Source organism: Mesorhizobium sp. CNPSo 4688 (assembly GCF_057784295.1).
Genome location: NZ_JBWLUY010000001.1, coordinates 219,703 through 239,070 on the forward strand (window position 1 = coordinate 219,703; position 19,368 = coordinate 239,070).

The following is a 19,368-nucleotide window of genomic DNA, read 5'->3' on the forward strand; positions in this document are numbered from 1 at the left end:
ATCAAGCCTGCCGTTGCCAACTCCGCATTGTTGTTATTTCGAGACCGGGCAAGGCTTTGTCTGGGAGAACAGCGACAGGTTGACCAGCTTGCCGGTCATCGAGAACTCGCCATAGTCCATGGTGAGGTCGCGGGTGATGCCGTTCTCATGCAGCTTGAAGCTGATGCGGTATTCCGGCACCTCTTCGCCGGATTTGTCGGTCTCGTCGAAATAGGCGATGTCGACCGGCCAGTATTTGTCGCCGGCAAGCTTGGCCAGCGCCGGCGCTTCGGGATCGGCCTTGTCGCCCTCGGTCTTCTTGCCGACGATGACGGTGGTGGTCATCACCTTGTTGGCGTCCTCCGAACCGTCGAACAGGCTGGTTTCGTAGAAATTCTCGCCCTTCTCGGCCTTGCCGATCAGTTCGACAAGATGCTGGGTCGGGAACTGGGTGGCGGCGAGTTCGAGGCTGTCCTTCTCGGGCTTGTCGATGTCAACCTTGAGGCCCTTGGTCTCTTTCGTGGCGGTGCCCTTGACCTCCTTGTCGAGATTCTGGTCGACGAAGGATTTGGTCACGAACGAGAAGGTCTTGCCTTCCGCATCCTCGAACGTGGTCGTCTGCTGGTCGGTCAGCCTGGTGTTATCGCCGGTGACGATCTGGGTGACGAAACGGAATTTTACCGTATAGCCCTCGCAGGGCGAGCCATTGAACTCATAGACCATGCGGCCGGAGATGCCGGTGATCCCCGAACGGTCCGACGCCTTGCTGAGCGTAAGATCGTAGACGGCGCGATGCGCCTGCAATGCCGGCACGGCAAAGGCGGGAGCCATCGAGAACAGCGCCGGGACAAGAACGGCGTGGAAGGCAAGGCGCGTTGCGCGCATAGGGGGCTCCGATCGTCGCGGCTGGTGGCAGGCCGCAGGGAAAGATGGTCCAGCTTAAAAAAAGTCGTGGCGGAAGCGAGGCAAAAATAGCAATTTCGGCCCGGCCAACGCGGCGTCTCCAAGCAATAGGGAAATACGATGAGTGAAACAATCGAAAAGCGGCTAAGTGATCTCGGCGTGACGTTACCGGCCGCCGCAGCACCCGCCGCGAACTATGTGCCCTATTGCAGGTCTGGCAATCTCTTGTTCACCGCCGGGCAGTTGCCACTCAAGGACGGCAAGCTGCAGGCAAGCGGCCTGCTCGGCCGCGACGTCGACACGGCAGCCGGCAAGGAAGGCGCAAAGTACTGCGCAATCAATATTTTGGCGCAGGCCAAAGCGGCGCTTGGCGATCTCGAAAAGATCCAGCGTCTGGTCAAGATCACCGTCTTCGTCGCATCAATGCCGGATTTCGTCGAGCAGCATCTGGTCGCCAACGGCGCGTCCGATTTCCTGGTCGCCGTCCTTGGCGAACGCGGCAAGCATGCCCGCTCTGCCGTCGGCACCGCCTCGCTGCCGCTTAATGCCGCAGTGGAAATCGAAGCCGTCTTCGAAGTCGCATGAGCAGAGCCACGACCATGACCGACCTTTCCTGGCTGACCGCCCGCCCCGTGGCGCATCGCGGCTTTCACGACATGAACAAGACGCGCTGGGAGAACACGCTGTCGGCCTTCGCTGCGGCCGCCGAGCGCGGTTATGCGATCGAATGCGACGTGCATTTGTCGTCCGACCGTGTTCCGGTCATCATGCATGACGGCGACCTCAAGCGGCTGACCGGCCAGGACGGCTTCGTCTGGCAACGCTCGGCGGCGGAACTGGCGGCGCTCAGGATCGGCGGCACCAAGGACCATGTGCCGACGTTGCAGGAAGTGCTCGACCTTATCGACGGCCGCGTGCCGCTGGTCGTCGAACTGAAGGGCGTTCCCGGCTATGACGAGGGGCTGGTGGCCAGCGTCGGCAAGATGCTCAAACGCTACAAGGGCAAGGCGGCAATCATGTCGTTCGATCATTGGCTGGTCCGCGACTTCCCCAAAGATGCGCCTGGCATTCCGGGTGGGCTTACGGCCTATGGAAGGGACAACCAGCTGATCGAGGCGCATTTCGCCATGCTAGCGCACGACCTCGCCTTCACCTCCTATGCCGCGGGCGATTTGCCGAACCCGTTCGTCAGCTTCGTGCGTGAAAAGCTGAAAATGCCTGTCATCACCTGGACGGTGCATGACCAGCCGGCAGTCGATCTCACCTTCAAATACGCCGACCAGATGACGTTCGAAGGGTTCGAACCCGATCTGGTCAAAGTCGCTTGAGCCAAGTGCCTCAAACGTGACTTGTAGCGGCCCGCACAGAGCTTAAATAAGTCTCATGGATCAGGGTGACGAAGGCGATGGACAAACGGCGAATGCGGAGTTTTCCATCCGCATCGCCGCCGGAATTAATGCCTTCACCTGCGATGAGTGGAACGGATTTGCCGGCACCACGCGCGGTTGCACAGAAAACGGCTATAACCCTCTGATTTCATACGCTTTTCTGAGCGCGCTTGAGGATTCCGGCTGCGCCGTGCGGCGCACCGGCTGGCAGGGCCATCACCTCAGGCTGGAAAATGCGCAAGGCAGATTGTTGGGCGCGATGCCCTGCTATCTCAAATCGCACAGCCAGGGCGAATATGTCTTCGACCATGGCTGGTCGGATGCATTCGAGCGCGCCGGCGGCCGCTACTATCCAAAATTGCAGTGCGCCGTGCCGTTCTCCCCTGTCACCGGCCCTCGCCTGCTGGTCAGCAGGGGCGAGGATAGCGCGACTGTGAAGGCCGGTCTCGCGGCGGGCCTGAAGGCGGTGACGGAAAAGCTAGGTGTGTCCTCAGCGCACGTCACCTTCGCGCAGGAAAGCGACGTTGCAACGCTCGAAGCAGCCGGCTTCCTGCACCGCACCGACCAGCAGTTCCATTTCTTCAACGAAGGCTTTTCGACCTATGACGATTTCCTCGCCACGCTGGCATCACGCAAGCGCAAAGCGATGAAGAAGGAACGCCGCGAGGCGCTCGCCAACGACATCTCGATCGACCGGCTGACTGGCAAGGACCTGACCGAAAAGGCCTGGGACGATTTCTTTGCCTTCTACATGGACACCGGCAGCCGCAAATGGGGCCGGCCCTATCTCAACCGCAAGTTCTTCTCGCTGATCGGCGAGCGGATAGCCGACGACATCGTGCTGGTGATGGCCAAACGCAATGGCCGCTATATCGCCGGCGCCATCAACTTCATCGGCTCCGATGCGCTCTACGGGCGCAATTGGGGCTGCATCGAGGACCACCCCTTCCTGCATTTCGAGGTCTGCTACCATCAGGCCATCGACTTCGCCATTGAGCGCAAGCTGAAGGTGGTTGAGGCGGGTGCACAGGGTGAGCACAAGCTGGCCCGCGGCTACCGTCCCGTGACCATGCATTCGGCGCATTACATTGCGCATCCCGGCCTGCGCAACGCGGTGGCAGATTATCTCCGGCGTGAGCGGCGCGAGGTCGAGCGAATGGGCGAAATTCTGGAAGAGCACACGCCTTTCCGCAAGGATCTGGAAGAGTAGCGGTCTGTCGTCCCGGGTGCCATTCGATCCGGTCTCGCCGATCTCACCTGACTGACTTGCCGGTTTGGGGAGGCTTCGCTACACCGGGAGGCACAATTCCGGAGCACCGCCATGGCTGAAGCCAGCTACGACCCCAGCAATATCTTCGCAAAGATCCTGCGCGGCGAAATCCCCTCGCACCGCGTCTACGAGGATGACGCGGTGGTTGCCTTCATGGATGTGATGCCGCAGGGGCTCGGGCACACGCTGGTTGTGCCGAAGGCGCCGTCGCGCAATCTGCTCGATGCCGATCCGTCCACGCTCGGCCCACTGTTCACGGTCGTTAAGCAGGTGGCGCTGGCGGTCAAAAAAGCATTCGGCGCCGACGGCGTCACCGTCCTGCAGTTCAACGAACCGGCCTCTGGCCAGTCCGTCTATCACCTGCATGTCCATGTCATCCCGCGGTTCGAAGGCATCGCGCTCAAGCCGCACACGGGACAGATGGAGAAGCCCGAAGTGCTGGCTGAGAACGCGGCCAAGATCCGGGCAGTGCTGAACGGTTGAAGCCGGGGTCCTCAAGACGATGCGCTTAGGCAAATTCCACCGCGTCGGTTAGGAAAGTATCAAACCACGCCATGGTAACTTGTCGTACCGTGGTGCGTTTGGGTTTTCAAAAATCGTGGGAAATTCGGTTGCGACATCAGAACCGTTGGCAAAAGCAGTTGCCGGGCGGGTCTTTCTGAGCATTTTGGCGGACGCATACCGGCGACACCGGCTGCTGCATGTGATGGCCATCGCTTCCTTGCTCTTGGCAGCCGCGGTCGGCCTGCGTACCGGAAACATGCCGGATTTCAGCGTGCTGGAAGACTACGCCCTATACCTTCTCTTCGCTTTCTGGATAGGCGGCTGTGCCTTCGCGCTCGGCAGTTTTTTTCACCTTGCGCTCATCAAGCGGGATACTGAACCGCTCGGCACTTTTCTGAGTTCGATGAGTGGCTTCTTCGGCAACGCCGAGCGCAACGCCAACAGCCTCAACGGTCTGGCTGCGAGCATTGCGCTCATATCCGCTTTCGGTGTGTTGAAAGGCGCGGTCGCGATCCTTTCGCCATTCGCATGGGACCACGCATTGGCCCAGGCCGACCGGGCGCTGCATTTGGGGCGAGCTCCCCATGAATGGCTATGGTTTATCGTCCAGTCGCCGCTCGCCGTAAGACTGTTCAACCTGGCTTACAATTCCTGGTTCGTCGTCCTTATCGCCTCGGTCTTCATCGCTTGCATCACGCGCAAGGACACGAAGCTGCGCCACCAGTTCCTGATGAGCTTCATGCTCGTATGGATACTAGGGGGGTTCTTCCTGGCAATGGGCCTGTCTTCGGCAGGGCCGTGCTTTTACGAGCGACTGGGGCTGGGCAGCGACTACCATCCCCTGGTGCAAGCGCTCGCTGCTGCCGATCGCATCTATCCGATCTGGGCGCTGAGCACGCAGGACATGTTGTGGAGCGGCTACATCGGGGCGACCCCAGGCAGTCTTGGCATATCCGCCTTCCCGTCCATGCATGTGGCGATGGCGGTGCTTTTCGCTCTTTACGCAGCACGCCGCTCACCGTTGGTTGGCCTGTTGATGTGGGCATTCGCCGCAATCATCATGGTCGGCTCGGTTGTCCTTGGCTGGCACTATGCTGTCGACGGCTATGCGAGCGTGCTGATCTCGATTGCCATCTGGAAGGCGTGCGGTCATTTCCTGGCCCGCTTCGCAGCCGACGGCGTCGCCGCCTGACCTCACAGCATCTGACCTGAACGCAGGGGCGCTGTTTCGGCAAACGGCCAGCCATGAAAAAAGGCCCCGTCACCGGGGCCTTTTCATCGGCGAACTTTTTAGCCCTTGCGTGGCAGTTGCGGCACCAGACTGCGCTTGCCGCCGTCCTTGCCCTTAGGCTCAGGCTCGTCCTTGCCCTTGGGCTTTTGCGCCACCGCCTTCTTGGCGACGGGCTTCTTGGCCACCGCCTTGCGGGCTTTCGGCGCCTCTTCCGGCTCCTGCTTCGGTTTCACCGGGGCTTCGTCGGCCAGCGATTCGAGCTTCAGGCCGGTTTCGCCGGTTTCCTTCTTCTCGACGGTGACGCGCACCGTGCCGCCCTTCTTGAGCTTGCCGAACAGCACCTCGTCGGCCAACGGCTTCTTGATGTGCTCCTGGATGACCCGGCCGAGCGGCCGCGCACCCATGCGCTCGTCGTAACCCTTGTCGGCGAGCCAGGCGATCGCGTCCGGCGACAGGTCGAAGGTGACACCACGCTCGGAGAGCTGGGCCTCGAGCTGCATGACGAACTTCTGCACCACCTGATGGATGACCGGCACCGGCAGCGAGCCGAACGGGATGATCGCATCGAGACGGTTGCGGAATTCCGGCGTGAACAGCCGGTTGATCGCCTCGACATCGTCGCCTTCGCGCTTGGTCGACCCGAAACCGATCGCCGCGCGCTGCGCATCGGATGCGCCCGCATTGGTGGTCATGATCAGAATGACATTGCGGAAGTCGATCTGCTTGCCGTTGTGGTCGGTCAGCTTGCCGTGATCCATGACCTGCAACAGGATGTTGAACAGGTCGGGATGCGCCTTCTCCACCTCGTCGAGCAGCAGCACGCAGTGCGGATGCTGGTCGACGCCGTCGGTCAACAGGCCGCCCTGGTCGAAGCCGACATAGCCGGGAGGAGCGCCGATCAGCCGCGAAACGGTGTGGCGCTCCATATATTCCGACATGTCGAAGCGGATCAGCTCGACGCCGAGCGAGGCGGCGAGTTGCTTGGCCACTTCGGTCTTGCCGACGCCGGTCGGGCCTGAGAACAGGTAAGAGCCGATCGGCTTTTCCGGTTCGCGCAGGCCGGCACGCGCCAACTTGATCGCCGAGGTCAGCGCGGTGATCGCGGTATCCTGACCGTAGACGACGCGCTTCAGCTCGATATCGAGACCCTGCAGCACCTTCTCGTCGTCGGCCGAAACCGTCTTCGGCGGGATGCGCGCCATGGTGGCGATCGTGGCTTCGATCTCCTTGATGCCGATCGTCTTCTTGCGCTTGGCCTCCGGCACCAGCATCTGCGAGGCGCCTGTCTCGTCGATCACGTCGATCGCCTTGTCCGGCAGCTTGCGGTCATTGATGTAGCGCGCCGACAGTTCCACCGAAGCCTTGATCGCCTCGTTGGTGAACTTCACCTTGTGGAACTCCTCATAATAGGGCTTGAGGCCCTTCATGATCTCGATGGCGTCCTCGATGGTCGGCTCGTTGACGTCGATCTTCTGGAAGCGCCGCACCAGAGCGCGGTCCTTCTCGAAGAACTGGCGGAACTCCTTGTAGGTGGTCGAGCCGATGCAACGGATCGCACCAGAAGACAGCGCCGGCTTCAACAGGTTCGACGCATCCATGGCGCCGCCCGAGGTGGCGCCGGCACCGATCACGGTGTGGATTTCGTCGATGAACAGCACGGCGCCCGGATAATCCTCGAGCTCCTTGACGACCTGCTTCAGCCGCTCTTCGAAATCGCCGCGATAGCGGGTGCCGGCCAAAAGCGTGCCCATGTCGAGCGCGAAGATGGTGGCGTCCTGCAGCACTTCCGGCACATCGCCTTCGACGATGCGCTTGGCCAGACCTTCGGCGATTGCCGTCTTGCCGACGCCGGGGTCGCCGACATAGAGCGGGTTGTTCTTGGAGCGGCGGCACAGCACCTGGATGGTGCGGTTGATCTCGGTCTCGCGGCCGATCAGCGGATCGATCTTGCCGGCCTTGGCCTTGTTGTTGAGGTTGACGCAATAAGCGGTCAGCGCATCCTGCTGCTGCTTCTTCTTGCCGCCTTCCTCTTGCGGCTCGGCGCCGTTCTGGCCGCCCTGCTCGTCATCGGCGCCGCGCGGCGAGCGCGTTTCCGATGCGCCCGGGCGCTTGGCGATGCCGTGCGAGATGTAGTTGACCGCGTCGTAGCGGGTCATCTGTTGTTCCTGCAGGAAATAGGCGGCATGGCTCTCGCGCTCGGCAAAGATGGCGACGAGCACGTTTGCGCCGGACACTTCCTCGCGGCCGGATGACTGCACGTGGATCACGGCGCGCTGGATGACGCGCTGGAAGCCGGCGGTCGGCTTGGAATCCTCATCGTAACCGGTGACGAGATTGTCGAGCTCGGTGTCGATATAGGTGAGGACAGTGTGCTTCAGCTCGTCGAGATCGACGTTGCAGGCGCGCATGACGGCGGCCGCCTCGGTGTCGTCGATGAGTGCGAGCAGCAGATGTTCAAGGGTTGCATATTCATGGTGCCGCTCATTGGCGAGCGTCAGCGCCTGGTGAAGCGCCTTTTCCAGGCCTTGGGAGAAAGCCGGCATGTTACCTCACTTCTTCTCCATCACGCATTGCAGCGGATGCTGATTCTGTCGGGCGAAATCCATGACCTGGGACACTTTGGTCTCGGCCACCTCGAATGTATAGACCCCGCACTCGCCCACTCCATGATTGTGAACATGAAGCATGATGCGTGTGGCGGCTTCGCGGTCCTTTTGAAAAAAACGCTCCAGGACGTGAACCACGAACTCCATGGGCGTGTAGTCGTCGTTGAGGATAAGGACCCGATAAAGGCTGGGCTTCTTGGTCTTGGTTTTCGTGCGCGTAATGACGGCCGTGCCGCGACCGGCCTCATTGCCGTCGCCGTCACTTTGCATCCGCACCACGCTTGCCGTAGCAGTCAAACCGATCGTCACGTAATCCTGCCTCTTTCGAATCCCCATGCGAGTTCGACATGTAGGTGTTCGATGGACGATTTTAAGCCCTTCTTGTTAGCTGACAATATGGCTAGGTGGGCAAACCGAGGCGATTTTCAAAATCGTGAACCGCCAAAGCCCCGGAATTGAAACCGGCATGAAAAAACCCGGCCGCGCATCCGCGACCGGGTCTGTTTTGCAAGCCCGAAAGGCCGTGCCTGGTATTTTGGAGCGAATTACTTCGCTTTGGCGACAATCGATTCGAAGGGCTTGTAGGCCTCCTTGGCGAGCTCGGCATAGAGATCGCCGAACTTGGTCGCCTCGGCAATGAAGCTCTCATAGCTCTGCTTGGCGAAGTCGGACTGGATCTCGATCGCCTTTTCCAGCGACTTGGCGGAGATCAGCTTTTCGACAGCGGCGCTGCCGGCTTCGAAGCTCTTCTTGGTGTACTCGCCAGCTTCGGTGGCGATCGCCTGAGCGCCCTTGGAGAGCGAAGCGAAGCTCTTCAATCCGGTGTCGGCAAACTCTTTGCCGTATTTCGAGAAGTCCTCATAGGTCTGGGTCATTTCACGTTTCCCTTGGCGTTTTTAAAGCGCCCCTGCCTGAGCGCGGTTGTGCAATGCAGGAGAGTATATTGTGCGCTGCACAAAAGTCAAGATTTCCGCGGCGTCGGGGCCGCGCTGCGTCGGCAACGACTAAAATTCGAATAAAGAAAGCCTCAAGCCCGAGGAAAATGGTGAACGCGCCGGTTACCATAAACGGATTGGTAACGCAGGCCGCGATAGTTTGACGGCAAGTGAGGTCGGATCCCTTTGCCGCCTCCAGGGCAACGAGTTTCAAAGGAACTATCAGTGCGTCAGGCGTTGTCGGTCTTCGGTTCAAAATCCGCATCTTCCCTCAAAACGATCATGATCCTCGCCTTGGCGATGTCATTTGTCGTTGCGGATGCCGCATCGTCGATGGCCGCCAGGTCGTCGGCGATCGTCGTCGACGCCAAGACCGGCAAGGTGCTCTATTCGTCCGATGCCAATGGCCGGCGCTACCCGGCGTCGCTAACCAAGATGATGACGCTCTATCTGACCTTCGAAGCCATGGCGAAGGGTCGAATCAGCAAGAACACGCCGGTGCCGTTTTCGGCAAAAGCGGCGGCCGAGCCCCCGACCAAGCTCGGCGTCAAGGCCGGCGGAGCGGTTTCTGTCGAGACCGCCATCCTGTCGATGGTGACCAAGTCGGCCAATGATTCGGCGACCGCGCTCGGCGAACTGCTCGGCGGCAGCGAGAGCAATTTCGCCCGCATGATGACGGCCAAGGCGCGGCAGCTCGGCATGGACGGCACCGTGTTTCGCAATGCCAACGGCCTGCCCGACCCCGGTCAGTTCACCACCGCCCACGACATGGCGATGCTCGGCATCGCGCTCCGGGAACATTACCCGCAGTATTACGGCTATTTCTCGCAGCGCTCTTTTCTGTACGGGCGGCAGCGCATCAACGGCCACAACCGCCTGCTCGGCCGCATCAAGGGCGTCGACGGCATCAAGACCGGCTATACCCGCGCCTCCGGCTTCAACCTCGTCTCGTCGGTTTCGGACGGCAACCGCCGCCTCGTTGCCGTCGTCATGGGCGGGACCTCGGGCCGCAGCCGCGACAACCAGATGGCCGGGCTGATCAACGCCTACATGCCGCGCGCATCGACCCGCGGCGGCGGCGCCCTGATCGCCAAAGCCGGCGGCGACAATCCGATCAAGGCGCTGGCCAAGGCTTTCTTGCCCAAGCATGACGCGCCGACGCCCGACGACAAGCCGATGGTGGAAGACGATGCCGTGGCGTCCAATGACGATCCGACAACTGCTGACGAGCAGTCTGCCGACGAACAGACGGTGGCCGCGGTCGAAGAACCCGCTCCCGTCGTCAAGACCAGGAAGGTCAAGACCGTCATCGTGACGGCGCCCAAGGTCGAAACGGCACAAATGGTCGCGGCCTACGCCGAGCCCACGCCAGCATCGCCTCCGGCGGTCGATCCGGTCAACACCGCCTCGGTGCCGTCCGGTTGGGCGGTCCAGGTGGCGTCTTCGCCCAAACAGTCCGAAGCCCAGGCTTTCCTCGACAAGACCGCCAAGCAGGCGCCGAAGATCCTTGCATCTGCCTCCGGTTTTACGGTCGCTTTCGACAAGGATGGCGAGACCTATTACCGCGCCCGCTTCGGCGGTTTCGGTTCGAAGGATGCGGCCTGGAATGCCTGCAACGCTTTGAAGAAGAAGAAAATTACCTGCTACGCCGTCCAACAGTAGGGCGGCGTCGAGGACCATCTCCCGGAAATTTACTGCGTCGAAGGAGACTAATTGTGATTGGAGAGCAAGACGTCCTTGGCTTCATTGATCCGCGCCGCCAGGAAAGACGTGCCGCCGATGTCGGGGTGCAGGCGCTGCATCAGGCGGCGGTGCGCCTTGCGGACATCCGCCGCGGCGGCCCCCGCTTCAAGACCAAGGACCTTGTAGGCCTCCTCCTTAGTCATGGCGCCCGCACCTGGCGCAACACCCAGCCCTTCGCCACCGTTCGTCTCAGCGTCTTTGCGCCAGACGGGAAAACGGCCGTCAAGATACGTCTCTAGCAACTGACGGCTCTCCGGGTCACCGGGGAGCTCGCGATAAAGCTGCTGCAGTTCGGGCAGGCCCATCGCGCCCAACATCTTGCCTTCATGGCGACCCGCCAGAACCAAGCCTTCAAGCCCGCCCGTATCGTGATCAAGTTCCATCTCCAGCGCTGCTGTGCGCACCGTCGAGCGCTTGCCGGGCGCCGGCCTGATCGTGGGCCGCTTCATCCGCACCGAACCATACCAGGCAAGGGCCACGGCCAGGATGAGGCCGGCAATGCCTTCGCGGCCGACCACCAGCACGGCGAGGCCAAACAGCGCCAGAAGGACCGGTCCGAGCGTGCGCATGCCGCTAGCCAGTTTTTGCGCATCGGCGCGGACGAAGATCGTCGCCGCGCCAAGCAGCACCAGAAACAGTGCAACAAGTGCAATGATTGCGCCCATCAATTCCCGCCGCCCCGCAGATGCTCGATTAGCAGCCGGTCTCCCGGCCGGTCCCTTGCCTCGAGCGCCTTCAATCCGCCGGTCGCATAGACGGCGACGGCTGAAAGCAGTCCGGCCAGGGTCGCGGCAGCCCGCCGGTCGAACCGGAACCAGGCCCCTTTGGACAGCCGCGCGATCTCCTTGAACGCCTTTTCTGCGCCGGAATCATGACCTTCCTGGAAGACGAAGACGGGAACGCCGTGCAGGCCCAGGCTGCCGGCCTTCTGCGCCAGGTCGTCGATATTCTCTTCCATGGCGTCGCCGATATAGACCAGCGCATTGACCTTCGCCTTCGCCGTCTCCTTCAGCGCATGGGTGAGGACCTTGCCGATTTGGGTGGTGCCGCTACGGCACACGATGCGCGTCATCAACGTCTTCAGTGCATCGGTGTCGGCAACGAAGGCCGATGACCGGCATTCGCCCAGCCCGCGAAAATAGGCAAGTTGGACGCTGAGGGTTCCGGCCTTGCCGGCGGCATCGAACATTTCGCCTTGCAGCTTGGTGGCGAGATCCCAGGTCGGCTGGCGGCTCATCGTCGCGTCGAGCGCCAGGATCAGCCGCCCGGAGCCGGTCGCGGACGCGACAAGCGACCGCGCCTGACGGATAAAGGCGTCGATCTCGCCGGCATTGGATTGAGGCTTGACCGGCGCCGAACTGGCCTTTGCGGGCACTGGCTGCTTCTTGTCGCTCATAAGAAGCAAGATGTGGCGCGTTGCCGGGCCGCTTGCAAGTCCAGTCTCGGACAGGATAAAGGGCCAGCGATCGCACAGTGGGCAGGACGCCCGGCCCAGGCGCTAGAGCAGACCGAGATCGGCGAGCTCGCGCTTCAATTTCGGCGGCATCTCGACCATTCCGGCCTTGCCCTTGCCGATGTCGGCCGGCGCATCCGACGGTTTCAGGTAGCGCCAGCCCTGGAAGGCGCGGCGCGGCTGCCAGTCGGTGCGCACGACCTCCGGGTCGAGCATCAAACGGCAACGGCCGATGCCTTCATCGTCGGTGAAGGGCCTGATATCAGTGATCAGCTGGCGGCACTGAACGCTGCCCTTGATCACCCAATAGAGCGAGCCGCCATCGGTGACCTCGGCGCCACGTGTCGGCACCATGCGGGTCGTGTGCCAGTGTTCGGCCTGTTCGCCGGCGCGGCGCCGCTCATCGAGACGGAAGGCGATCCACTCTTCGAGATCCTCGACGCTGTCGCAACCGACGCACAGTTTTAGGAGATTGAGTGCCATCGCTTAAGGTTTAGTCCGGCGTGCGGTTGCGTCAACGGCTCTGCCCGACTTCTCCACAGTGCCAGCGGCGTTGAGTGTTCAACATTCCACGACGTTGACAGCCAGCCCACCCAGGCTGGTTTCCTTGTACTTCTCGTTCATGTCGAGGCCGGTCTGGCGCATGGTTTCGATCGCCGCGTCAAGCGGCACGAAATGGACACCGTCGCCCTTGATGGCCAGCGAGGCGGCGGTCACCGCCTTGACGGCGCCAAGCGCATTGCGCTCGATGCAGGGCACCTGAACCAGGCCGCCGACCGGATCGCAAGTCATACCGAGATGGTGTTCGAGCGCGATCTCGGCAGCGTTTTCGACCTGCTCGGGCGTGCCGCCCATGACGGCGCAGAGGCCTGCAGCGGCCATCGCAGAGGCTGAACCGACCTCGCCCTGACAGCCGACCTCGGCGCCGGAGATCGAGGCGTTGGTCTTGATAATGCCGCCGACAGCGGCGGCCGTCAGCAGGAAGTCGCGGATGCTCGGCTGGTCAGCCTCGGGGTGAAAATGCAGCCAATAGCGCAGCACGGCCGGCAGCGTGCCAGCAGCGCCATTGGTCGGTGCAGTGACGACGCGGCCACCGGCGGCATTTTCCTCGTTCACCGCCATGGCGTAGATCGACAGCCAGTCATTGGCGAGCAAGGGGTTGGGCTTGTTCTGCTGCCATTGCTCCTGCAACTTGTCGTGCAACATGCGGGCGCGGCGGCGCACTTTCAGGCCGCCCGGCATGATGCCGTCCTGCGACAGGCCGCGGTCGATACAGCCCTTCATGGCGCCCCAGATCGCATCCAGGCCGCTGTCGAGCTCCTCGCGCGACATATGCGTCTCTTCGTTGACGCGCTTCATATCGGCAATCGACAGGCCGCTTTTGCCGGCCATCTTCAGCATCTCGACGGCGTTCTTGAAGGGATAAGGCACCTTTTTGCCTTCGGTCGTCACCGAGCCCTTCACCTTCATCCGCTGCAGCTCTTCTTCCGAGACCACGAAGCCGCCGCCGATGGAATAATAGATGCGCTTGAGCAGCAGCCGGTCGTCGGAATCGTAGGCGTAGAACGCCATGCCGTTGGCGTGGCCAGTGAGGGGCGTTTTCCTGTCCAGCACCAGATCCGTCGCCGGATCGAAGCGATAGGAGGGATGGCCGGGCGGCGAAATCCGCTTCTCGGCGGCGATGCGCGTGGCGATGGTATCGGCCTGATCGGGATCGACCGTCTGCGGCGTCAGGCCGGCAAGGCCGAGGACAACGGCGCGGTCCGAGCCATGGCCGATGCCGGTATAGGCGAGCGAGCCATGCAGGCTGGCGCCAATCCGATCGACCTTGACGCCGGCCGGGCGTGGCCAGTCATCGCCGGCGATCTCGTCGAGAAACCGCCGCGCCGCCGTCATCGGTCCCATCGTATGCGAACTCGACGGTCCGATGCCGATCTTGAACAGGTCGAAAACCGAAAGGAACACGCTGCGCCGTCTCCAGGAATGAGATCAAGACCTACATATAGGACTTTCCATGATGTTTGTGCTGTTTTGACAAACGCAGCGCTGCACCCGCCGACCTTGTTTGCTCCGGCAGCGACATTGATTGCTCGACCATGACGGCGCGGCTATTCTGAACATCGCGCCCCGGGGTGCGCCCGCAGCGTTTGTTTCTCGTCTGCCGAGGGAGAGAACCGTGCTTACGCTGAATGCCAGGCCCCAGCCGGTGCGCATCGCGCCTGCCGAGACCGCCGTCGTCGTGGTGGACATGCAGAACGCCTTTGCGTCGAAAGGCGGCATGTTCGACCTCGCTGGCTTCGACATATCCGGCGCCGCGCCCGCCATCGACACCAACAGGCGCCTGCTCAAGGCGGCACGCGAGGCCGGCGTCAGCGTTATTTACCTCCAGATGTCGTACAAGCCCGATCTCAGCGATGCGGGAGACGCCTCCTCCCCGAACCATCACAAGGAACTGGGGATGGTGATGATGCGCGAGCGTCCCGAGCTTGCCGGCAGACTGTTGATCGACAACAGTTGGGACTGGCAAATCGTCGACGCGCTGAAGCCCGAGCCGGGCGACCAAATCATTCGCAAATCGCGCTACAGCGGCTTTTGCAACACCGGCCTGGAAGCGCATCTGCGCGCCCGCAAGATCCGAAATCTGCTGTTCACCGGCGTCGCCACCAACATCTGCGTCGATGCCACCGCGCGTGACGCCTACATGCTGGAATTCTGGCCGATCCTGGTCGAGGACGCGATGAACCATTCCGGCCCCGATTTCAATCGCCAGTCGACGCTGTGGAATTTCGAGCATGCCTTCGGATGGATCACCCGGACTGACAGCGTCGTCGAGGCGTTGCACATGGAAGCCGCCGCGCCTTTGCCGGCCTGAGCCAACCGTCGAAAGGCGCGCCTTGCCTGTGGTAAAAGGTCTGCATGGGCGATTCCTTTCATCTGTCGACGGCTGATCTCGCGGCGCTGGCCTTCTTCCTCCTTGCATGGGTGCTGCATACGCTGGCGTCCGACGGCAAGCTGGTCAGCCGGGTGTCGCTGACGATGGCCATGAATGTGCAGCGCGAAGCCTGGATGCGCACCATGGCCGAGCGCGAGATCCGGATTGTCGACACCGCCATCATGAGCGGCCTGCAGCAAGGCACCGCCTTTTTCGCCTCGAGTTCGCTGATTGCGCTGGGCGGCTGCTTTGCGCTGCTCGGCGCGTCCGACAGGGTGCTTGACGTGCTGAACGACCTGCCATTGAACGCGACCTCGTCGCGCTCGGCCTTCCAGATCAAGGTCTTTGGCCTGGTGCTGATCCTGGCCTTCGCGTTCTTCAAGTTCGGCTGGGCCTACCGCCTCTTCAACTACTGCACGATCCTGATCGGCGCGGTGCCGATCCCGCATGGCGAGGCCTCACACAATCCGGTCAGCGAAACGGCGGTGTGGCGCGCGGCGCGCATGAACATGCTGGCCGGCAAGCACTTCAATTCAGGCCTGCGCGCTGTGTTCTTCTCGATCGGCTATCTCGGCTGGTTCGTCGACCCGGTCGTGTTCGTGCTGTCGACGCTGCTGCTTCTGGCGGTGCTGGTGCGCCGCCAGTTCTTTTCCGCCGCCAGGCAAGCAGTGATCGGTCAGCCGCCCGGGCCCGGGAAAAGCTGGTCGATCCGCCCCGACAGCCAATAGGCGGCTAGACCGATCCATTCGCGGATCGCCATGGTCGTGGTCTGCAGCGAATCCGGCGCGTTATCGCGGAACAGGCCAAAGCCTTCCTTTCCCGAGGTGCGATAGTCGACAGGCCACGGGGTCGTCGGAAAGCCGGCCTTGTCGAACAGCGCCTTGGCGCGCGGCATGTGGAAGGCGGAAGTCACCAGCAGCCAGGTCTCGCCCGGCTTCGGCGTCACCAATTCTTTGGCGAAGACGGCATTCTCATAGGTGTTGCGGGATTTATTTTCGAGCATCAGACGATCGGCGCTGACGCCAAGCGCCCCGAGCAGGCGCGGCGCGGTCGCCGCATCGCCCTCGCCTTCCAGCAACAATTCGCCGGTGCCGCCGGAGACAACCACCTTTGCCTCGGGAAAGCGCCGGGCGAGGATCGCGGTCTCGACCATGCGGTCGCCGCCGGAATTCAGCTCATAACCACCGCGCACCAGATTGATGGCACCCTCGAAACCGCCACCGAGCACGACGACACCATCGACCTTCTGCGGCAGTGGTGGCTTGGGAAAGCGCTCTTCGAGCGGATTGAGCATCATGGCGCCGAGCGACGACCAGGCCGACAGCGCGAGAATCAGGAAGCCGAGCACACTGCCTGTCGCCGCCAGCCGCCGCCGGCCGATCAGCGCCGCAAGCAAACCAGCCAGCAGCAGGAAGATCGCCAGGTTGAGCGGCTGGACGAAGAACCAGAAGATCTTGGAAAGATAGAAGAACATTACCTGCCTATCGCCAGCATGAATTTTTGACGGCCGGTGAAATCCTGGATCGCATTCGCCACAACCTCCGCCTCCTCACGGCTCAACTCCCGGCCGAAAACAATGGTGCCGTTCGCGTTGGTCAAACGGATGACTTCCAACAGCCCGACTTCGTCCGTCGGATAGGTATGATCGAGGATTTCGACGTTAAGGTGCCCTTTCAAAGGCAATGAAGAACGATTTCCTAGAGACCCCCTGATGTCGCGTACAGCGGCGGCGGCGGTCAGCCGCAGGGTTTCCTTGCCGAACACCAGCCAGATGAAATCCTTGCCGAGGAAATAGGTGAACAGGGCGATGATCGCCACAAACGACAGCAGGCCGAAAGTTCCGCTGGTGACCGCCGCGGGCGAAATGTCTGTCAATCCCATGTAGCCGGTGTAGGCAACAATCGCGGCCCCGATCAGGACAAAGCCTGTCCTGAAATCCGAGGTGCGTGGTGGGTTTGTGATCAGCAGTTCGTCTCCCGTCTCGACGATGGAAATGCGAGACGGGGGCGGCATGCTACCACCACTTCTCCGGCTGGAAGGTTCCCGCCGCCTGTTCGATGACGGCAGCGGTCTGGAACAGGGTTTCCTCGTCGAAGGGCCGGCCGATCAGCTGCAGGCCGAGCGGCAGGCCCTTGGCGTCGAGGCCGGCGGGCACGCTGATGCCCGGCAGGCCGGCCATGTTTACGGTGACCGTGAAAATGTCGTTGAGGTACATCTTCACAGGGTCGGCGGCCATGTCCTCGTCGGCGATGCCGAAGGCGGCGGACGGCGTCGCCGGCGTCAGGATGACGTCGACGCCGGCGGCAAAGACGGTCTCGAAGTCGCGCTTGATCAGATTGCGCACCTTCTGCGCCTGCAGATAATAGGCGTCGTAATAGCCGGCCGACAGCACATAGGTGCCGATCATGATGCGGCGCTTGACCTCGCGGCCGAAACCGGCGGCGCGGGTCTTTTCATACATGTCGACAATGTCCTTGCCCGGCACGCGCAGGCCGTAGCGGACGCCGTCATAGCGCGCGAGGTTGGACGACGCCTCGGCGGGTGCGACGATATAATAAGCCGGCAAAGCATATTTGGTGTGCGGCAGTGAAATGTCGACGATCTCGGCGCCGGCATCCTTCAGCCAGGCAATGCCCTTCTGCCACAGCGCCTCGATCTCTTCCGGCATGCCGTCGACGCGGTATTCCCTGGGAATGCCGACCTTCATGCCCTTGATCGGCTTGCCGATCGCCGCCTCGTAGTCCGGCACCGGACGGTCGACCGAGGTGGTGTCCTTGGCATCGACCGAAGCCATGGATTTCAGCAGGATCGCGGCGTCGCGCACGTCGCGGGCGATCGGGCCGGCCTGGTCGAGCGACGAGGCGAAAGCGACGATGCCCCAGCGCGAGCAGCGGCCATAGGTCGGCTTGATGCCGACGGTGCCGGTGAAAGCGGCGGGCTGGCGGATCGAGCCGCCGGTGTCGGTGGCCGTGGCGCCGGCGCACAGGAAGGCCGAGACGGCGGAAGCCGAGCCGCCCGACGAACCGCCCGGCACCAGCTGCGCGTTGTCCAAAGTGCGTGCGGTCTTGGTGCCGCCGGCCGAAACGAAACCGCCATCGCCCTGATGCGTGGTCGGCATCACCACCGTGTCGAGGCGCGAGCGCCGCCATGGATTGACGACCGGGCCGTAGTAGGAGGTCTCGTTGGACGAGCCCATGGCGAACTCGTCCATGTTGAGCTTGCCCAGCATGACGGCGCCGTCGGCCCACAGATTGGCGGTAACGGTCGATTCATAGCGCGGCTTGAATCCGTCGAGCACATGGCTGCAAGCCTGGGTGTGGACACCTTCGGTGCCGAACAAATCCTTGATGCCGAGCGGGATGCCTTCCAGCGCACCGCCCTCGCCCTTGGCGAGCTTCGCGTCGGAGGCCTTGGCCATATCGCGCGCCTTGTCGCCGGTGACGACGATGTAGGCGTTGAGCACCGGATTGGCGCGCTCGATGGCCGAGAGATAGGCCTCGGTGATCTCGGCGGCGGTGATCTCCTTGCCGCGCAGCTTGGCGCGGGCCTGCGAAATCGTCAGATGGGTCAGTTCGCTCATCAAAGGCTCTTTTCGTAAAACACCGACCACTCGGAATCGGGATAATCCAGCACCGGCCCACAGCGCGAGAAGCCGGCGCGTTCATAGACGGTCCATGCCGCGGGATGGCGGTCGCCGGTTTCCAGCACCAGGCGCTTCAATCCTTCTTGACGCGCCAGCATCTCGACCCGCTCGACGATTTTTGCGCCGATCTTCCTGCCGCGATGCGAAGGCCGCGTGTACATGCGCTTGACCTCGCCGACGGTATCGTCATGGCGCTTCAGCGCGCCGCAGCCGATGGCCTGCCCGTCGTCGCGGGCGATGAAGACAGTGGTGTCTTCGCCGGCCATCTGCTCGACCGTCAAATGATAGCAATGTTCCGGCGGCGTCAGTTCGAGCAGCGTCGCGTTGAGCTCCTCGACCAAAGCGCGGACATCGTCCTGCAGCGGTGTCTCGATGGCGATCTCGATTGCCATCGGCCGCCTACTCCACGACCTTCGGCACGAGGAAGAAATCCTCTTCGGTGGCCGGCGCGTTGGCGACGATGTCGGCGGCCTTGCTGCCGTCAGTGACGACGTCCTGGCGCTTCTTCATCTCCATCGGCGTCACCGAGGTCATTGGCTCGACGCCGGAGACATCGACCTCGTTCAACTGCTCGACAAAGCCCAGAATGGCGTTCAACTCGCCGGTCATGCGCTCGGCATCCTCCTCGCTCACCGCAATGCGGGCGAGACGCGCAACGCGCTTCACTGTCTGCAGATCAACGGACATTTTGAAACCTTCGAAAAACCAGCCCGCGCTATAGCCGCGCAGAGCGGCGGGCGCAACATATCGGGCAACATTTGACGCCTCAGCCAGGCTAGAC

Annotated in this window: 21 protein-coding genes; 8 read left to right on the top strand and 13 right to left on the bottom strand. The window is 62.2% G+C overall.

Annotated elements, in window-relative coordinates:
- Positions 1 to 33 precede the first annotated feature (33 nt).
- Entirely contained in the window at positions 34 to 864 is an 831-nt protein-coding gene (locus AC04SH_RS01175) for a cell envelope integrity EipB family protein (protein WP_488573621.1), read from the bottom strand.
- A gap of 138 nt (positions 865 to 1,002) precedes the next feature.
- Between AC04SH_RS01175 and AC04SH_RS01180 the strand changes: the two genes are divergently transcribed.
- The 5 genes from AC04SH_RS01180 (at position 1,003) to AC04SH_RS01200 (ending at position 5,236) form a co-directional block, all read left to right on the top strand.
- Positions 1,003 to 1,467, top strand: a complete 465-nt coding sequence (locus tag AC04SH_RS01180; RefSeq protein WP_488573622.1) for a RidA family protein — start codon at positions 1,003 to 1,005, stop codon at positions 1,465 to 1,467.
- A gap of 14 nt (positions 1,468 to 1,481) precedes the next feature.
- On the top strand, positions 1,482 to 2,210 hold the full coding sequence (locus AC04SH_RS01185) for a glycerophosphodiester phosphodiesterase (protein ID WP_488573889.1): 729 nt from the start codon (positions 1,482 to 1,484) through the stop codon (positions 2,208 to 2,210).
- A 55-nt stretch (positions 2,211 to 2,265) separates the two neighbouring features.
- Entirely contained in the window at positions 2,266 to 3,480 is a 1,215-nt protein-coding gene (locus AC04SH_RS01190) for a GNAT family N-acetyltransferase (RefSeq protein WP_488573623.1), read from the top strand.
- 111 nt (positions 3,481 to 3,591) lie between these two features.
- A complete protein-coding gene (locus AC04SH_RS01195; RefSeq protein WP_488573624.1) occupies positions 3,592 to 4,023 on the top strand; it encodes an HIT family protein in 432 nt (143 codons plus the stop codon).
- Between the two features lie 145 nt (positions 4,024 to 4,168).
- On the top strand, positions 4,169 to 5,236 hold the full coding sequence (locus AC04SH_RS01200; protein ID WP_488573625.1) for a phosphatase PAP2 family protein: 1,068 nt from the start codon (positions 4,169 to 4,171) through the stop codon (positions 5,234 to 5,236).
- A 98-nt stretch (positions 5,237 to 5,334) separates the two neighbouring features.
- Here the strand turns inward: AC04SH_RS01200 and clpA are convergent, their stop codons facing one another.
- The 3 genes from clpA to AC04SH_RS01215 all read right to left on the bottom strand — a co-directional run bounded on the left by clpA (position 5,335) and on the right by AC04SH_RS01215 (position 8,756).
- Positions 5,335 to 7,818 carry an ATP-dependent Clp protease ATP-binding subunit ClpA gene (gene clpA, locus AC04SH_RS01205; RefSeq protein ID WP_477232615.1) on the bottom strand — a complete coding sequence of 828 codons (2,484 nt, stop codon included), beginning with the start codon at positions 7,816 to 7,818 and terminating at the stop codon, positions 5,335 to 5,337.
- Between the two features lie 6 nt (positions 7,819 to 7,824).
- Positions 7,825 to 8,151 (bottom strand): ATP-dependent Clp protease adapter ClpS, encoded by a 327-nt coding sequence (gene clpS / locus AC04SH_RS01210; protein ID WP_023671012.1) that lies wholly within the window; start codon positions 8,149 to 8,151, stop codon positions 7,825 to 7,827.
- 275 nt (positions 8,152 to 8,426) lie between these two features.
- Positions 8,427 to 8,756 carry a phasin family protein gene (locus AC04SH_RS01215; RefSeq protein ID WP_488573626.1) on the bottom strand — a complete coding sequence of 110 codons (330 nt, stop codon included), beginning with the start codon at positions 8,754 to 8,756 and terminating at the stop codon, positions 8,427 to 8,429.
- A 285-nt stretch (positions 8,757 to 9,041) separates the two neighbouring features.
- Between AC04SH_RS01215 and AC04SH_RS01220 the strand changes: the two genes are divergently transcribed.
- Complete coding sequence (locus tag AC04SH_RS01220) at positions 9,042 to 10,478, top strand: SPOR domain-containing protein (RefSeq protein WP_488573627.1); 1,437 nt, start codon at positions 9,042 to 9,044, stop codon at positions 10,476 to 10,478.
- A gap of 47 nt (positions 10,479 to 10,525) precedes the next feature.
- Here the strand turns inward: AC04SH_RS01220 and AC04SH_RS01225 are convergent, their stop codons facing one another.
- The 4 genes from AC04SH_RS01225 to AC04SH_RS01240 form a co-directional block, all read right to left on the bottom strand.
- On the bottom strand, positions 10,526 to 11,224 hold the full coding sequence (locus AC04SH_RS01225; protein WP_488573628.1) for a DnaJ domain-containing protein: 699 nt from the start codon (positions 11,222 to 11,224) through the stop codon (positions 10,526 to 10,528).
- On the bottom strand, positions 11,224 to 11,955 hold the full coding sequence (locus tag AC04SH_RS01230; RefSeq protein WP_488573629.1) for a VWA domain-containing protein: 732 nt from the start codon (positions 11,953 to 11,955) through the stop codon (positions 11,224 to 11,226). Before AC04SH_RS01230 ends, AC04SH_RS01225 begins: the two co-directional genes overlap by 1 nt.
- A 102-nt stretch (positions 11,956 to 12,057) precedes the next feature.
- Positions 12,058 to 12,495, bottom strand: coding sequence for a DUF1489 family protein (locus AC04SH_RS01235; RefSeq protein ID WP_488573630.1), 438 nt, complete (start codon positions 12,493 to 12,495; stop codon positions 12,058 to 12,060).
- Between the two features lie 78 nt (positions 12,496 to 12,573).
- Complete coding sequence (locus tag AC04SH_RS01240) at positions 12,574 to 13,977, bottom strand: L-serine ammonia-lyase (protein WP_488573631.1); 1,404 nt, start codon at positions 13,975 to 13,977, stop codon at positions 12,574 to 12,576.
- Between the two features lie 211 nt (positions 13,978 to 14,188).
- Between AC04SH_RS01240 and AC04SH_RS01245 the strand changes: the two genes are divergently transcribed.
- Together AC04SH_RS01245 and AC04SH_RS01250 are read left to right on the top strand one after the other, a co-directional pair.
- Positions 14,189 to 14,884, top strand: a complete 696-nt coding sequence (locus tag AC04SH_RS01245; RefSeq protein ID WP_488573632.1) for a cysteine hydrolase family protein — start codon at positions 14,189 to 14,191, stop codon at positions 14,882 to 14,884.
- Between the two features lie 44 nt (positions 14,885 to 14,928).
- Positions 14,929 to 15,672 (top strand): DUF599 domain-containing protein, encoded by a 744-nt coding sequence (locus AC04SH_RS01250; RefSeq protein ID WP_488573633.1) that lies wholly within the window; start codon positions 14,929 to 14,931, stop codon positions 15,670 to 15,672.
- Here the strand turns inward: AC04SH_RS01250 and AC04SH_RS01255 are convergent.
- The 5 genes from AC04SH_RS01255 to gatC form a co-directional block, all read right to left on the bottom strand.
- Positions 15,621 to 16,418, bottom strand: a complete 798-nt coding sequence (locus tag AC04SH_RS01255; RefSeq protein ID WP_488573634.1) for a YdcF family protein — start codon at positions 16,416 to 16,418, stop codon at positions 15,621 to 15,623. The genes AC04SH_RS01250 and AC04SH_RS01255 overlap by 52 nt on opposite strands.
- Positions 16,418 to 16,819, bottom strand: coding sequence for a hypothetical protein (locus AC04SH_RS01260; protein ID WP_488573635.1), 402 nt, complete (start codon positions 16,817 to 16,819; stop codon positions 16,418 to 16,420). Before AC04SH_RS01260 ends, AC04SH_RS01255 begins: the two co-directional genes overlap by 1 nt.
- 139 nt (positions 16,820 to 16,958) lie before the next feature.
- Entirely contained in the window at positions 16,959 to 18,524 is a 1,566-nt protein-coding gene (locus AC04SH_RS01265) for an amidase (RefSeq protein ID WP_488573636.1), read from the bottom strand.
- On the bottom strand, positions 18,524 to 18,979 hold the full coding sequence (locus AC04SH_RS01270) for a GNAT family N-acetyltransferase (protein ID WP_488573637.1): 456 nt from the start codon (positions 18,977 to 18,979) through the stop codon (positions 18,524 to 18,526). The genes AC04SH_RS01265 and AC04SH_RS01270 overlap by 1 nt, the downstream gene beginning before the upstream one ends.
- 7 nt (positions 18,980 to 18,986) lie before the next feature.
- Positions 18,987 to 19,274 (bottom strand): Asp-tRNA(Asn)/Glu-tRNA(Gln) amidotransferase subunit GatC, encoded by a 288-nt coding sequence (gatC, locus tag AC04SH_RS01275; RefSeq protein WP_488573638.1) that lies wholly within the window; start codon positions 19,272 to 19,274, stop codon positions 18,987 to 18,989.
- Between the last annotated feature and the right edge of the window lie 94 nt (positions 19,275 to 19,368).